The sequence below is a fragment of the Massilia sp. Soil_C_3 genome, from assembly GCF_057657035.1.
Map to the genome: position 1 here is coordinate 208472 of NZ_JBDGJG010000007.1, position 13949 is coordinate 222420.

Annotated in this window: 10 protein-coding genes; 2 read left to right on the forward strand and 8 right to left on the reverse strand. The window is 70.7% G+C overall.

All coding sequences use genetic code 11. The features are described 5' to 3' along the window. Nucleotides 1–169: 169 nt before the first annotated feature. From AC3A6F_RS16125 to AC3A6F_RS16160, 8 genes are all read right to left on the reverse strand, one after another. Nucleotides 170–1060 (reverse strand): pirin family protein, encoded by an 891-nt coding sequence (locus tag AC3A6F_RS16125; protein WP_487682433.1) that lies wholly within the window; start codon nucleotides 1058–1060, stop codon nucleotides 170–172. A gap of 45 nt (nucleotides 1061–1105) precedes the next feature. Continuing rightward, nucleotides 1106–3349 carry a bifunctional serine/threonine-protein kinase/formylglycine-generating enzyme family protein gene (locus AC3A6F_RS16130; protein ID WP_487682435.1) on the reverse strand — a complete coding sequence of 748 codons (2244 nt, stop codon included), beginning with the start codon at nucleotides 3347–3349 and terminating at the stop codon, nucleotides 1106–1108. A gap of 10 nt (nucleotides 3350–3359) precedes the next feature. Beyond that, on the reverse strand, nucleotides 3360–5426 hold the full coding sequence (locus tag AC3A6F_RS16135) for a coiled-coil domain-containing protein (protein WP_487682437.1): 2067 nt from the start codon (nucleotides 5424–5426) through the stop codon (nucleotides 3360–3362). 144 nt (nucleotides 5427–5570) lie between these two features. Further along, nucleotides 5571–6587: a hypothetical protein gene (locus tag AC3A6F_RS16140; protein ID WP_487682439.1), complete on the reverse strand. Its 1017-nt coding sequence runs from the start codon at nucleotides 6585–6587 to the stop codon at nucleotides 5571–5573. Continuing rightward, on the reverse strand, nucleotides 6584–7690 hold the full coding sequence (locus AC3A6F_RS16145; protein WP_487682441.1) for a hypothetical protein: 1107 nt from the start codon (nucleotides 7688–7690) through the stop codon (nucleotides 6584–6586). Before AC3A6F_RS16145 ends, AC3A6F_RS16140 begins: the two co-directional genes overlap by 4 nt. 27 nt (nucleotides 7691–7717) lie before the next feature. After that, nucleotides 7718–8278: a hypothetical protein gene (locus AC3A6F_RS16150; protein ID WP_487682443.1), complete on the reverse strand. Its 561-nt coding sequence runs from the start codon at nucleotides 8276–8278 to the stop codon at nucleotides 7718–7720. After that, entirely contained in the window at nucleotides 8275–9582 is a 1308-nt protein-coding gene (locus AC3A6F_RS16155) for a hypothetical protein (protein ID WP_487682445.1), read from the reverse strand. Before AC3A6F_RS16155 ends, AC3A6F_RS16150 begins: the two co-directional genes overlap by 4 nt. 91 nt (nucleotides 9583–9673) lie before the next feature. Next, a complete protein-coding gene (locus AC3A6F_RS16160; RefSeq protein ID WP_487682447.1) occupies nucleotides 9674–12796 on the reverse strand; it encodes a penicillin-binding transpeptidase domain-containing protein in 3123 nt (1040 codons plus the stop codon). A gap of 223 nt (nucleotides 12797–13019) precedes the next feature. Between AC3A6F_RS16160 and AC3A6F_RS16165 the strand changes: the two genes are divergently transcribed. Beyond that, a complete protein-coding gene (locus AC3A6F_RS16165) occupies nucleotides 13020–13256 on the forward strand; it encodes a hypothetical protein (RefSeq protein WP_487682449.1) in 237 nt (78 codons plus the stop codon). Between the two features lie 162 nt (nucleotides 13257–13418). Then, nucleotides 13419–13934 (forward strand): YXWGXW repeat-containing protein, encoded by a 516-nt coding sequence (locus tag AC3A6F_RS16170; RefSeq protein WP_487682451.1) that lies wholly within the window; start codon nucleotides 13419–13421, stop codon nucleotides 13932–13934. Nucleotides 13935–13949 lie beyond the last annotated feature (15 nt).

Sequence of the window (13949 nt, forward strand, 5' to 3'; positions counted from 1 at the left end):
CCAGCGCGGCGCCGGCCAATAGTGCGGCCTGCAGGGCGAACACGATCGCCGGCGCCCGCAGGTGTTCAGGAATCTTCATGGTTCACCTCCCGTATGCAATAAGCCCACGTTGGTGACGCCAGCTTACGCCTGCCCGCAGCCCTCCCGCGCCAGTTAGCCGCGCGGCAAGTCAGTCATGGCGCCAGGCCGCCGGCAAGGGCGGCAGCGGGATGCGTTCCGTTTCTCCCGGCACCGCCACAAAGCGATCCGCTTCCCAGTCGTGCGCCGCCTGCTCGATGCGCTCGCGGCTGGTCGAAACGAAATTCCAGAAGATGAAGCGTTTGCCGTCCAGCGGCGCGCCGCCGATCACGACGAAGCGCGCCCCATCGCGCGAGCTCACCCGCACCGCGGCGCCCGTCTCGAGCATGGCCATCGTGTTGGCGGCGACCGGTTCGCCATCGACCTCGATCGTGCCGAACGGCGCATAGAGCGCGGCCTCGATCGGCAAACGGTCGAGCTCGATGGCGGCGCCGGCCTCGAGGTGCACGTCGAGGTAGAGCGTTTCGGCGAAGGTCGGCACCGGCGAGGTCTGCCCCAGCGCCGTGCCGACCAGCACCCTCACCCTGGCGCCGTCGAGCTGCACCTCGGGGATCTGGTCGGCCGGCGTGTGGCTGAAGGCGGGCGGCGCTTCTTCGTGTTCGCGCGGCAGCGCGGCCCACAACTGCAGGCCGTGGGTGCGGCGCGTGCGCTCGAGCAGGTCGTCGGGCGTGCGCTCGGAGTGCACGATGCCGCTGCCGGCCGTCATCCAGTTGATCGCGCCCGGCTCGATGCGCTGCTCGGTGCCCAGGCTGTCGCGGTGCATGATCGCGCCCTCGAACAGATAAGTCACCGTGGCCAGGCCGATGTGCGGATGCGGACGCACGTCATGGCGCGTGCCCGGCTGGGCCTCCACCGGTCCCATGTGGTCGAAGAACAGGAAGGGGCCGACCGATTGCTTGGCCGCCGCCGGCAGGATGCGGCGCACGGTGAAGCCGCCGCCCAGGTCCTTGTCGTGCGATTTGAAGAGGTGTGCAATGGTCATGGCGAGCTCCTGGACGAAAAGGCAATGCTCGACTGTACACCGGAGTTACAGTTCGCGCACCACCCGAAAGCCGACGATATCGTTCGACAGCACGGCCGAGAAGCCGTTGCGCAGCGCCGAGCGCAGGTAGCGCGGGTTGTACAGCCAGGACCCGCCGCGCAGGATACGCCGCACCTGGTCGCCGCCCAGTTCCCAGGCGCTACCATCCTGCGGGGCGCCCTCGTAGTTGTCATGCACCACGTCCTGCACCCATTCCCAGACATTACCGTGCATATCGTGCAGGCCCCAGGCATTCGGCGCAAACATATCCGCCGGCGTGGTACCGTGCCGGAACTCGCCGCGCGGACCGCCGTTATAGGTGAAGCTGCCGTCGAAATTGGCTTGCAGGGTCGAGATGGTGTCGCCCACATTGAACGCGGTCTTGCTGCCGGCGCGGCAGGCATATTCCCATTCGGCCTCGCTCGGCAGGCGGTAGCGTTTGCCCGTGGCCTCGCCCAGCCAGGCCACGTATTGCAGCGCGTCGAACCAGGTCACGCCGACCACAGGATGCATCTCGGTTTGCGGGAATCCTGGGGACTCCCAATTGACCTCGCCATGCTGTTCCCAGCCGCTGGCCTGCACGAAGGCGCGCCACTCGCCGACCGTCACCGGATAGCGTCCCATGCCGAAGGGGCGCTCGATGCCGACCCAGTGCTGCGGCGTTTCACGCGCGATCCAGTTCTTTTGCGAGCCGGCGGCCATCGCGATGCGGCGTTCGTGCTCGGGCGAACCCATTTCGAATCGGCCGGCCTGGATCAGGACCAGGGCCGGGCCGTTGCCGCTGCCGTCGGTGAACGGGTCGCGCAGGATGGCGCCCGGGTCGACGGCCGGCATCGCTGGCGTCGGCGCGCTTGGCGCCGGCTCGGCCGCGCGCGCCAACTCTTCTTCGCGCGCCTTCTTCTGCTGCGCGACATACGCGGCGGCGGCCCTGGCCTGGGCAGCTTTCCGTGCGGCTTCTTCCTTGACTGCCTGCGCCTTCGCCACCTCTTCGTCGCGCTTGGCCAGCAACTGCTGGCGGAGCAGATCCTTGCGCGCCAGGCGCGCCTCCTCGGCCGCCACCCGCTCGCGCCGCTGCTGTTCGCGCAACTGGATGCGGCGCTGCTCGTCGAGCCGGGCCTGGGCCGCCGCCGCGGCTTCCGCCTCCACCTTGCGACGCGCCGCCAGTTCGCGCGCTTCCTTCTCCGCTTCGACCCGGCGCGCCGCCTCCTGCGCGGCCAGTTCCTCGGCCGATGGGCCGGCCGCCGCGCGGATCGCGTCCAGCAGCGCATGCACCGTGGCCGGACGTTGCGCCGGGTCGGATGCGAAGCCGGCGCGCAGCACTTCCCACTGGCGCGCGCCGAGCGTCTCGGGAACCTGCCCGCCTGCTGCGCCGGGCAGCACACCGGTCAGGAGCTGGTGGATCATCACCGCCACCGCGTACACGTCGAGCGTCGGCTCCGGCACCCGGCCTTCGAGCGCCGCCTCGGGCGCGCGGTAGCCGGCGGTGCCGGACGTCGCCGGCGCATCGAGCGGCGACATCACGCCGCTGGCGCGGGCACGGGCGGCGATGCCGAAGTCGAGCAGCTTCACTTCGCCCTTGCGGGTAACGAACACATTGCCCGGCTTGATGTCGCGGTGGACCAGGCGGTGCTTGGCCCAGGCATAGTCGAGGGCGCCGGCCACCGGGTCGAGCAGCGCCAGTACGCGGTCCAGGGGCAGGCGGGACTCACGCGCCAGCACGGCGTCCAGGTCTTCACCCTCGAGGTACTCCATGATGATGAAGTAGCTGGACGTGGCTGGATCCTGCGCCCATTCGTAGACGCGCACGATGTGCTCGTGGGCCAGGCGCCGCGCGCGGGTGGCTTCCTGGATCAGGAGCTTGGCGTGGCTCGCGGCCTGGGTCAGGTGCGGGGGCAGGATCTTGAGCGCGACCTGGGCGCTGTGACCCAGTTCGGCATGGGTGGCGAGGTCGGTTGCCTGCCACACCTGGCCCATGCCACCGTGGGCGATCAGGCGCTCGAGGCGGTAGCGGCGGGTTTGCGGGCCGATTTCCTGGCCTGCCATCAGGCCGATCTCGGTGCCGGGACGCGCCATGGGCACGTCCGCTACGGGACCGAGTTCAGTGCCGGGCGCTTGCGCACCGGTGCGCTCGGCCGGCGTATAGGCCGCGTCCAGGATCGCGTTCTTGCGCAGGTCGAACTCCTGACGGCTCAACAGGCCGTCTTCGTGCAGCGCGCGTAGTTCGCGGATCTTGTCGATGGCAGTCTGCATTGCTATTGAATCATGCGGGCAGCGTCGCTCCGCAAGCGGCGCAGAAGCGGTCGTCACGCCCGGCAGGGTGGCCGTGGACGCACTGGCGCACGGCAGCCGCGTTGGCCACCATGCCGGAGGCCAGCACCGCCTGCGAAGTCAGCGCCGCCTTGTTCACATCGTTCTGCATGGCCAGCAGGTCGAGCTGGTGGCGCCGGTCCTTGTCGACCTCGAGCTCGCGGCGGGCCTGTTCGGCGGCGACCCGCGCATCGGCCAGCGCCGCGTCGATCTTGCCGACGCCGGCTACGCCGGCCAGCGCGGTCAACTGGTCGCCATCCATCGAGGCATGCACGCGCGTCTTCAGGTAGTCGGCCAGCACCGCCGCATTCGGCGCCTCGGCAAGCGCCAGCTTGGCGGTATCGTCCATCGCACCCAGTGCTTCGGCGCGCGCCATCGCCAGCCGGGCCAGTTCGAGTTCGTGGGCGCGGTCGGCCGCGCGCGCGGCATCAAGAATGCCGGCGCGGCGCTCGTCGGCCTCCAGGGTGACGTCCTGCATCCGGCGCGCGTGCGTGGCGTCGGCGTCGATCGTGCGCAGCAGCTTTTCGTGCTGGGCCTGGGCATCGGCCCGGCCGGCGCCGCGGCGCACGCTCCCGATGCGCTGGCGCGCCTGTTCGTCTTCCCATTCCTGTGCCCGTTCGGCCTCGCGCCGGCGCGCCTCATTGGCCAGCTTCAGGGACTGGAATGTCGCCTCGTGCTCGGCGCCCTCGATGTCGCGCAGCCGCCCCGCCGCTTCTGCTTCGCTCTCGCGCAGCCTTGCCAGCTCGGCGCGCTGGCGCGCCGCGTCCTCGATCTGGCGCGCTTGCTCGATCTTGTTGCGGATCTGCTGTTGCAGCAGTTGCTGGGAAAAGCGCTGCTGGGCCAGCTGGCGCGCCTGGGTGGCCTCTTGCTGGGCGCTCGCGATCTCGGCGCGCATGCGCACGCCGGCCAGCGCGCGCAGGTGCTGCCACTCGGCCGCCTCGTCGGCGCGTTGCGCGTTCTTCTGCGCCATCTCGTGCTCGAGTTCGGCCAGCACCCCGGCCGCGCCATTGGCCAGCGCCTGCTTGCGCGACTGGGCCTCGAGGATGCGGCCATACAGCTCGATCTGGCGCGCCCGCACGCCATGCGCGCGGTCGGCGCCCTGCAGGGACAGTTCTGCGCGCGCGATGGCGTCATCCTGGCGCAGCTCGGCGCGGCGCAGCCGCAGCCGCCCTTCTTCTTCGCTGCGCTTGATGCGCTGCCATTCCTCTGCCGTGTACAACTCGTCAAGTTGGCGGCTGTGGGCCAGCTGCACGTGCTTTTCGTCGGTTGCCAGCCACAGGCTGCCGATGCGGGCGCGGTTGGCGTCGTATTTGTCGTGGCGCAGCTCGAAGGTCTCGACCGCCGTCACCGCCAGGCCGTAGCCGGCCAGGAGCGTCTTGAGGCCGCCCTGCAGGCGCTGGTCGAGCTGTTCGCGCAGCTCGCCATTGGCCGCCAGTTCGCGGATCGAGCGCGCGCCGATGAACTCGAGCGCGAGCTGGCGCACCGGATGCGACAGCAGCTCACGCAACTCGGCGGCGCCGATCGTGCCCGGCGTGGTCATGAAGTGGCGGGAGAAGGCGGGCACGTTCTCGATCCTGACGCTGACCGAAAAACGCAGGGCGATGTCGAGATGTTCGCAGGTGGGGATGTCGTCGAACTCGAACCGCACCGCCAGCGCCCCGGTGCGGGTGACGAGGATCTCGGCATGCTGGTCGCGCAACAGGTGGTTCAGGCGGGTGAAGAAACCTTCGATCTCGTATTCGCCCTGCGGCACCTCGGTGGCTTTATCTCCCTGCAGGATGAAGCCGCGCGCCGTGGCCGGCACGCGCAGCGTCTTGACGAACAGGCCAGACAGCTCGCGCACGCCGAAGAACACGGCCAGTTCGTCGGGGCCCGGCACCCAGCGGTTCTCGACCAGCACCGGCTTGTTGCGCGGCGCGCCCAGGATCACGCCGCAGCCGGCGCAATAGCGCGCCTCTGGCGCGTTCTTGCACTCGCAGCGCGGGCAACTGGCGCCTTTTACTCCGAACATCTGCAACATATCCGACTCCGTTCTGTCCTGTACTTCTCGTCACTTCCAACCACAAACCTGCCGTCCAAGCACTGGATTTTAGCAGGGCCATGCCTTCGGCACGGATCGCTCCCGTGCGCGGGTGCGATCCGGTCAAACAAACCGCTACTCCAGCTAGATGATGCCGATCCGCTCGACGCAAGCCAGGCTGGCGCCGCGCGCGCGCAAGGCTTCGCGCAGTCCATGAGGCAGAGCGGCTTCCCACTCTTTCGGCAGCAGGATGCGGTCGCCCGGGCCGGCCTCGCGCGCGATCAGCGCGCATTTCGGCGCCAGCGCCTCGACCGCCTCGACCCGTCCAGCATGCCAGGCGCTGGAGCTGCCGGTGGCGATCACCCGGCCGCGCGCCAGAAACTCCCGGCCGCGCGCCATGCGGTCGGCCATCACCAGCGCCAACTGGTAAGAGTCGCCCGCGAAGCGCGGCTCGCCGAAACGCACCGTGGTGCGCCACTGGCCCTGGCCACGGCCATCGAAGTGGCGCGACCCGGCCAGCACCGCCGCCACCTGCGCCTGGCGCACCGCATCCACGTCCGGCACGCTGACCGGGTCTTCCCTATCCTTGTCTTCTCCACTCCCGGCCCTGGCCAGCGGCCGCACGCTAACCTCGACCCAGCCCAGGCCATCGTGTTCGCCGCCGCTATGCATCGGGAACCAGGCGCGCGCGCTGGAAATCCCGGCGGCGGGATCGGGCTGGCCGTTCAGGGCGCCCAGGTGCGCCAGGGCGTCGGCGCCGCCCAGCAGCACGCCGTCGGGCATACCTGCCAGCCTGCGGCCATCGATCCGGCCCAGGTGCCAGGCGTCAGACCAGCCATTGGCCACGATCTCGCGCTGTGGTGCAAAGACGTCGCGCACGATGCGGTCGGCCAGCACCGCCGCCAGTTCCCAGTCGCGGTCGGCATCAAGCGGCGCCCGGTCCAGGCTCAGCACCACCTGGTCGCGGCTGTCGAAACGCGGCTCGGTGTGGCGCGCCAGGCGCACCACCTGCTGCATGCGCTCGGCCACGCCGGGCGCGCCCGGCACGCTGCACTTGACGTCGGCGCGCCCGGCGCGCGGACGGCGCGTGGCGGTGATCGTCAGCATGCCGCCATCGACGGCGATGCTGCGGCACTGGACCGCACTTGCGTCTGCGTTCATGCCTCCTCCAGCTCCACTTCGCGTGCCGTGACGGCGCGCCGCGCGCCAGCCTCGGTCTCGAGATTGGCCACGATGCGGTCGGCTTCGTCGAACAGGTTGTCGAGCGGGCTTTCGCCGGCCACCTTCAGGCGCGCCAGCAGCGCCCAGGCCTCATCGAGCGCGGCGGCGGCGCGGCGGCTGTGGCGCGCGCGCCGCAACTGCTCTTCCTGCGCCAGCGGCTGGCCGGGAGCCGCCAGTTCCAGCGCCGGCATGGTGCCAACCGACAGGCTGACCAGGTCGAGCCGGCGCAGCAGCTCCTGATGCTGGCGGAAGCGGCCCTGGTCAGCCGGCAGCACCGCCATGCGCACCGCGCACATCAGGCAGGGCAGCTCGAGGAACAGGCGGCGCAGCGCGCGCGCATCCTCGCAGGCGGGAACGAACGCTTGCTGCGGCGCCGCCGGGGCCAGCACACCCTCACGGGCGGCGGCGGACGGATGGACGGCATCGAGCCGCGCGGCCAGTCGCGCATCGAGCGTGGCCGCATAGTCACGCGCGGCGCCCAGGTCGACCGGCACGCAATCGTCGACCGTCACGCCAAACCGCGTATACATCAGCTGGTTGAAACCGGTGCGGAAGGCATTCCACTCTTCCAGGGTCGTGCAGGGAGGCAGCTCCAGGTTGCCCTGGGCCAGCTCGCGCTGCAGCGCGGTCTGCGCCAGCTCGACGAATCCGCCTAGCTCGACCATGCAGCCGGCCTCACTGGCCAGGAACAGGTCGAAGCGCTGGTGCGTGGCGCGCGGGTCGCTGGCGTCGATCGCGAAGTGCACCCGCAGGCCGATCTCGGGCGCGCCCGCGAACGGCGCCAGCTCGCAGGTATAGGGGCCCGGATGGACGCACCAGGCGGTTTCACCCTCGATCGCGGCGATGCGGCTGCCGGCGGCCTGGCGCCGGCTGCGTCCGCCTCGGTCGACCAGCACGGCGGCGCAGCCTGGCGGGACGGTGAGGCCATTCGGCGCCGGCAGCGCGATCGCCACGCTGCCGAGGCGGGTCGCGTCGAACTCCGGCTGCCGCAGCGGGCGCAGCGTGTTCTGCAATGTACTTTTGAACAGCGAACCTAGCATCATCGTCCTTCCGGGTATGTCAGAACACCACTACGTGATCGGCGTCGCCCGAGGAATCACCTCGAAGCGCGCTCCATGCTGCTGAAAATGCGCCGCGGGCAGCGCTTCGAAAGGCCACGGCCCCTCGCACTCGCCGTCGGCATCGAGTTGTCCTTCCAGTACCAGCGCGCCGCGGCCATCCCGCACCTGGATCGCCGGCCGTACTTCCATTACTTCGGCCGCCCCTGCCGCTTCCGGGTCGAGCTGGACGACCACGGCCAGGCTGCCCGCGGCGTCGACGAAGTGCAGGCGCCACATGCCGTCGTCGGTGCGCAGCAGGTCCAGGGCATTGCCGCTGTCGGCCGCGCGCAACAGGCCGCGGCTGCCACGCCAGTTGCCGGGCTGCGCCTGCGCGCGCCGGCTGTCCGCCAGTTGGCGCAGGCGGCGCAAGGTCAGTGGCGAGGCTTGCAGCGCCGTACGTTCACCCGCCGTCAGCGGCCGGCTGCCGTCCAGCGCCTGCGCCAGCACCGCGTCGGCCAGCACCAGGCGATCGCCCTCGACCCGGCGTCCCAGCAAGACCCCGGCCTGCAACTTGCGATCCAGTTCCGTCATGCCCATCGTCTTTCCTCCTCCATTCCCGCCATCTCGTTCAGACGCGCTATTGCGGCGTCGCGCCGCTTGCGCAGGGTCGGCAGCGAGATCCCATCCAGCCCGGCCAGCTGCTGCATCGTCGGCAGCTCGCCGGTTTGCGGATCCAGCCATTCGGACGGATAGCTGTCGTCGAATGGCCCGAGCAGCTTGAGATACACCGCCAGCCGCACCGGCAGGGAATCCTGCGCCATCCGGCGCGCCGCCCAGCTGGCGCGGTCTTCGCCCAGCGCTGCCAACAGAGCGTAGTTGGGGGGGAGTGAAACTTGTTGCGCGACGAGGGCCAGGCGCGCGGCTTCCTGCGCCTCCACAGGGCCGGCATCGATCGTCGCCTCGGGCTCAAGGCCATCGCCGGCATCCAGTTCCTCCTGACGCGCTTGAAGGATCAGGTCCGGGCCAGGCGTGCTGCCCTGTTCCGATTCATCCAGCACACGCCAGTAGTCGTCCAGCCAGGCGTTGGCCTCGCACGCGTCGTGCAGCCAATCCTGGTCGCGGTTGGCCGACAGCAGCTCGTACTCGCCGATCTCGCGCAGCATGGCGCCGATCTTTTCCGGACTATTTTTGAGGCTGGCGAAGCGCTTGGACCGGGTATGCAGCGGACCGGCCGCGCCGGTATGCAATTCCAGGCTTTCGCTCCAGCGCATGATCCATTCGGGCTTGCAGTCGCCGCTCGTGCGCAGCTGGCGCGCCTCGATCGGCATCGCTACCACTTCCCGGCCCAGGATGGCGCCCACTTGCGGCGCATGCTCGCGCCAGCCGGCGAACAGCCGCGCGACCTCGTGCCAGGCGGTGTCGAGCATGCGGTAGGCGTACATGCGGTTGGGACTGCACGGGCGGCCGCAGGCGGCCTGGTAGTTGTCGCTGTCGACCTTGTCGCGCAGGACGGCGTACAGGTCGTTGAATTTCTTGCGCAGCAGCGCCTCGCCGCCGGGCTGACTCCAGAACGGGCCGATACGCGCATGCTCGGCCGCCACCGCCGTGCACAAGGCGGCCCAGTCGGCCGGGCGCGCCTGCAGCTCGAAGACGAGGCTCAAGGCCAGCTCGCCGCAGGTATCGCCATAGCTGTTGCCAGGCGCCTCGTTGCGCGCGCCGGCCGCATGCAGGGCCTGGGCGACCGCATCGACATAGTCGCCGAGCGACTGTTCAGGATCCGGGTCGAGCAAGGTGTCCGGCCCGAGCCGGGCGCACGCCCGCAGGGAACAGTGTCCCAGCAGCTTGCGGACCTGCTCCCAACCGTGTTCCTGATACCGGGTTCCCGGCAAACGCATACCTTACCCATCCTCTGTTTCGCTCCGCAGCCGTAGCGGATTGAAATAGATGATGCCATACAAACACGGCCTTGAGGCGCGCAAGAGAGCGCTATTTGTCCCTCTTTTCCAACGACTGGGTTTGCATGGATTGCAACAAGGCGGCCACGACCGGGGCTGCATGGCCGCCGCCGGTCGCCCCCGAATGGCTGACAAAAGCAGCGAATGCCAGCCGCCCGGTCTGGCCCGGCAGGGTGCCCGGCTCGAGCCAGCCCATGAACCAGACGGTCGCCAGATCGTCCTGGCCGACCGGCGCCGTGCCGGTCTTGCCGTACAGGCCGGGCCGCAGCGCGTCGAAGCCGGCGGCGCGAAACGCCCCGGCCGCGGTGCCGCCGTCGATCACGCCCTTCATCCCGGCGCGCACGCGGTCCAGGCGCACGCCCAGCGGTTCCCCTGCCCCAGCCTGCGCCGCGCGGCCGTCGAGCGACAGCAGCAGGCGCGGCGCCACGGTGCGCCCCTCCCCGACCGCGGCCGCCACCAGCGCCATCTGCAGCGGCGTGGTCTGCATGCGCAGGCCGATCGCCATCTGGCGCAGTTCATGGCGGCTGTGGACCGGGTCGAGGCGCGAGGCGCTGGCCTGCAGCGCGTCCCACTCGCCCCAGCGATAGTCTGGCGGCAGCAGGCCGCCGTCGAGCCGCAGCGGCTGGCCGAAGCCGAGCCGGCCCGCCATCGCCGCCACCGGCCGCACCGAGTCCATGGCGCCCGGCTCCAGTTCGCGCGCGCCCGGCATGCCGCCGTCCGGCTGGCCCATCAGCGTGCGATCGCTCAGTTCCGCGCTCCAGGCGAACCAGGTATTGACGCTGTGCGCCATCGCCTGCGCCAGTCCCAGGCGGCCATCCTGGGCCCGGGTGCTGGTGATCTGGTCGCGGAAATTGGTAATGCGGGCACGGTTGCCATCGACGGGATAACTGGGCGCGCCGGTGCGGAAATCGTAGCCACCCGCCTGCGCCAGCCGGTCCACCTCATGCAGGGGTAAGCCCTGCAGCAGGCCGTCCAGGCGGGCGTCGCCGCGCGCCGCTCCCTCCAGGCCGAGGGCGGTGATCACCTTGAAGGTCGAGCCGGGGGCCCGGTGTGCGCCGCCGTCGTGCTGGAAGGCGGCGATGCGCAGCACGCTGCGCGCCGGATCGGCGCGGTCGAAGTCGCGCAATTCGCCCCAACGGCCGGGATCGGCCTGGCCGCCGCCGCTGGAGGCCGCGGCCAGGATATCGCCGCTGCCGGCGTCCAGCAAGACCAGGCCGGCGCGCCGCTCCGGCTGGGCATCGACGCCGCCGACGCAGGCCTGGCCGTCCCAGCGACCGCCGCGCAGGCCGATGCAGTCGAGCAGCTGCTGGGCCCTGGCCTGCAGGCCCAGGTCGAGACTCAGCTGCGCCTCATGCTCCGCGCCGCCAAGCCGCGCCAGCATGCCGGCCACGCTGCCGTCGTGCTGGCGGTGCACGCCCAGCAGCGGCGCCAGACCGGCGCGCAGCGCCGCCTCGGCCGGCGCGCCGTCGGCCCACAAGGCGTCGCCATGGCGGTCGCGCAGGTGCACCGGCACGGCGGCGGGCCGTGTTCCGCCGCTGCCGCCGGCCGGCAGCGCCTGCCAGGCCAGGCGCCCATCGACCATGGCCAGGTGGCGGTAGGCGGCGTCGGCGCCGCCCGACATCGCCGCCAGGTCGAGCGGCTCGACCTGCACCGCGATCGCCGCCGCCCCGGCCAGCGGCGCCAGCACGAGCCGCTGCACCGCGTCGCGATCAGGGCAGGCGCGGCCGTCGCAAGCGCCCTGGGCCAGCACGCGCGCGCCCGTCACGCCGCGCACCCGGCCCGCCACCAGCAGCTCGACCGGCTGGCCGCTCGCTGGCGTATTCAAGGTCACGAACGATCCCTGGCGGCCGCCCTCCCAGCCGCCGACCCGCTGCCACGGTTCCCAGCCTTCCGGCAGGCGCGCGAACAGGCGCATCGCGGCCACCGGCAATCCGGTCTCGCGCGGCGCCGGCGCGCCGCCGGCCAGCGCATGCCAGACCGTGTCGGCGCCCGGCCGGGTGCGCCAGGCCACCAGCCGGCGCTCGCTATTAAATATACGCACCTGTTCGCGCACATAGGCGCCATCGGCGCGGTGGTGCAGGCGCTCCAGCAGGCGGCGGTCGCCTGCATCGAGCTGGTGATCTTCCCAACCCGGCAGCGGCGCGCGCGCCTCCTGGCCGGCGCGGTGCCAGGCCAGCAGGTCGCGCGGCGCCAGCTCGACCAGGCCGTCGCGGCCCAGGCGCAGCAGGCCGCGTGCGCGCAGCGCTTCGAACAAGGCCTGATCTTCCATGCCGGGGCCTGGCAGCAGCGGCACCTGCCAGGCGCCCGGCGCCAGGCGCAGCTGTACAGGCTCTCCCTGGGCCGGGAAGGCCTGCACCAGGGCCGCTCCGCCAGCGGCGTCCTGTTGGAAATGATGCAGCACCAGCTCGCCCGCCTGCGGGCAGGCGGCGCTGAGCCGGCGCGTGAAGCGCAGGGCCTCGCTGCCCCATAGCAGCCAGCCGCTATTACCCAGCACGGCCTGGCCCTGGCGCGCGCGCGTCACGTTGCCGCCGCTCGCATCGCCGATCCAGCCCGCCGTAGCGGCGCCAGCATTCCAGGCGAGCGTCAAACCGGTCGCGCCGGCGCCGGCATTGCCGGTGATGTCGATACGTGGCATACCGGAACCCGGCCGGGCCAGCAGCACGCTACGCGGCGGCGCATTGGCAGCGCCCGCGATGCGCACCGCCTCGTCGAAGGGATAGCCGATCCGCAGCGGCAGCATGCGCGGCCGCGCCGGGTCGAGCATCTGGGTGCACAGGTCGACCCGCAACGCCGGCCCGGCGCGCATGCCGCTCGCCACCAGCAGGGCCAGGCCGCCATGCTGGGTGAGCGAGATGCCGCTCTCGCGCGGGACCACGAAGTCGAGCCCCGGCGCGATCGGCTGCAGGGCGCCCAGCGCGACCGCGCCGGGCGTTTCAGCCGCGCCGTCCGGCAGCGCGCGGGCATGCATCGCCAGCGCGACGGCGCCGCCGGCAATCGCCAGCAGCGCAGCCCACAGCCACGCAGGGCCGAGCGAGAAGGACCAGCGGGCGCTGGAGTGTGAAGGACGTGCGCCAGCGCGCAGGTTGCGGGAGCGGCGCCGCGCCGTGCGCGAGGCGGCCAGCTGGCCGATGAGCGAAATGAGCATGCCTGTCATGCGCGTGTCCGATGGTGGTGGCGCCCCTGCGCCCCTCGCGCTCAGCTAGCTGGGGGAGGATGAAAACGCCGGGCCCTGGCCACGTTCATGTGCGCAGGAACGCAGCTCACCCCCTGTTTCCTGCGGCTCGTCGCATCCCGCTGGAGACCATGCGGAGCTTGACCTACAGTGGATACATCGACACACCAACCACCCCTGACTACTTACTAAAAGGAGCTGCAAAATGAACGTCCTCAAACACATGGAAGCCATCTTCATCGCCGCCGCCCTGGTCGCCATCCCGGCGGGCTACCTGGCCAAGATTCCCGATGCCCATGCCAACAGCTACAGCGTCAGCGACGCCGCCATTGCCAGCGGCGACAAGATGGCGGTGGTCACCGTCAGCGCCAAGCGCCTCGACGCCGCCGGGAAGTCGCAAGTGCTGGCGGCGGACACCGTCACCGTCGGGAGCCGCATGTGAACGCCGTCGGTCGCCACCGCGCCGCCAGGATACGGCGCGCGGCGGCCCGAAGCTGCATCATCGGCTGAGCTGTATCATTTGTAAAAACTTGCGTCAAACGCCACGTCCCGATTCACGGATTGCTATATTCCATCGCATCCGCTCAAGGATCTGGAGACGAACATGAAATCCCCCTTTTTGATTGCAGCCCTGATCGCCATCGGCGCCGCTGCCTTTGCCCCACTGGCCTCGCACGCCCAGCCCCATATCTCGGTCGTGATCAACACCGCGCCGCCAGCGCCCGTCTACGAAGTCATTCCCACCGCACGCCGCGGCTACGTCTGGGCGCCCGGTTTCTGGGAATGGCGCAAGCATCGCCACCACTGGGTGCCGGGCCACTATGTCACCGCGCGTCCCGGCTATGTCTACGCGCCGCCGAGCTGGCACCATCGCGGCGGACGCTGGGTGATGGAGCCGTCGCGCTGGAACCGCGGCCCGTCCCACCATTACGGCCCGCCACCTCGCCACTACCGCGACGATCGTGACCGCCATCACCGCAAGCATGACCGCCACCATGGCCGTGACCATGGCCGCGACCGGGACCGCGACGGCATCCGCGACCGCCATGACCGCGACCGCGATGGCGACGGCGTGCGCAACCGCCACGACCGCCGCCCGGACAATCCCCACCGCTACTGAACCACGGCGCGGCAA

What these genes read in the sequence shown, in the direction of transcription:
- AC3A6F_RS16155 (WP_487682445.1), bottom strand. Translation starts at nt 9,582, where the DNA reads ATGCGTTTGCCGGGAACCCGGTATCAGGAACACGGTTGGGAGCAGGTC.
- AC3A6F_RS16150 (WP_487682443.1), bottom strand. Translation starts at nt 8,278, where the DNA reads ATGACGGAACTGGATCGCAAGTTGCAGGCCGGGGTCTTGCTGGGACGC.
- AC3A6F_RS16165 (WP_487682449.1), top strand. Translation starts at nt 13,020, where the DNA reads ATGAACGTCCTCAAACACATGGAAGCCATCTTCATCGCCGCCGCCCTG.
- AC3A6F_RS16125 (WP_487682433.1), bottom strand. Translation starts at nt 1,060, where the DNA reads ATGACCATTGCACACCTCTTCAAATCGCACGACAAGGACCTGGGCGGC.
- AC3A6F_RS16170 (WP_487682451.1), top strand. Translation starts at nt 13,419, where the DNA reads ATGAAATCCCCCTTTTTGATTGCAGCCCTGATCGCCATCGGCGCCGCT.
- AC3A6F_RS16140 (WP_487682439.1), bottom strand. Translation starts at nt 6,587, where the DNA reads ATGAACGCAGACGCAAGTGCGGTCCAGTGCCGCAGCATCGCCGTCGAT.
- AC3A6F_RS16145 (WP_487682441.1), bottom strand. Translation starts at nt 7,690, where the DNA reads ATGATGCTAGGTTCGCTGTTCAAAAGTACATTGCAGAACACGCTGCGC.
- AC3A6F_RS16160 (WP_487682447.1), bottom strand. Translation starts at nt 12,796, where the DNA reads ATGACAGGCATGCTCATTTCGCTCATCGGCCAGCTGGCCGCCTCGCGC.
- AC3A6F_RS16135 (WP_487682437.1), bottom strand. Translation starts at nt 5,426, where the DNA reads ATGTTGCAGATGTTCGGAGTAAAAGGCGCCAGTTGCCCGCGCTGCGAG.
- AC3A6F_RS16130 (WP_487682435.1), bottom strand. Translation starts at nt 3,349, where the DNA reads ATGCAGACTGCCATCGACAAGATCCGCGAACTACGCGCGCTGCACGAA.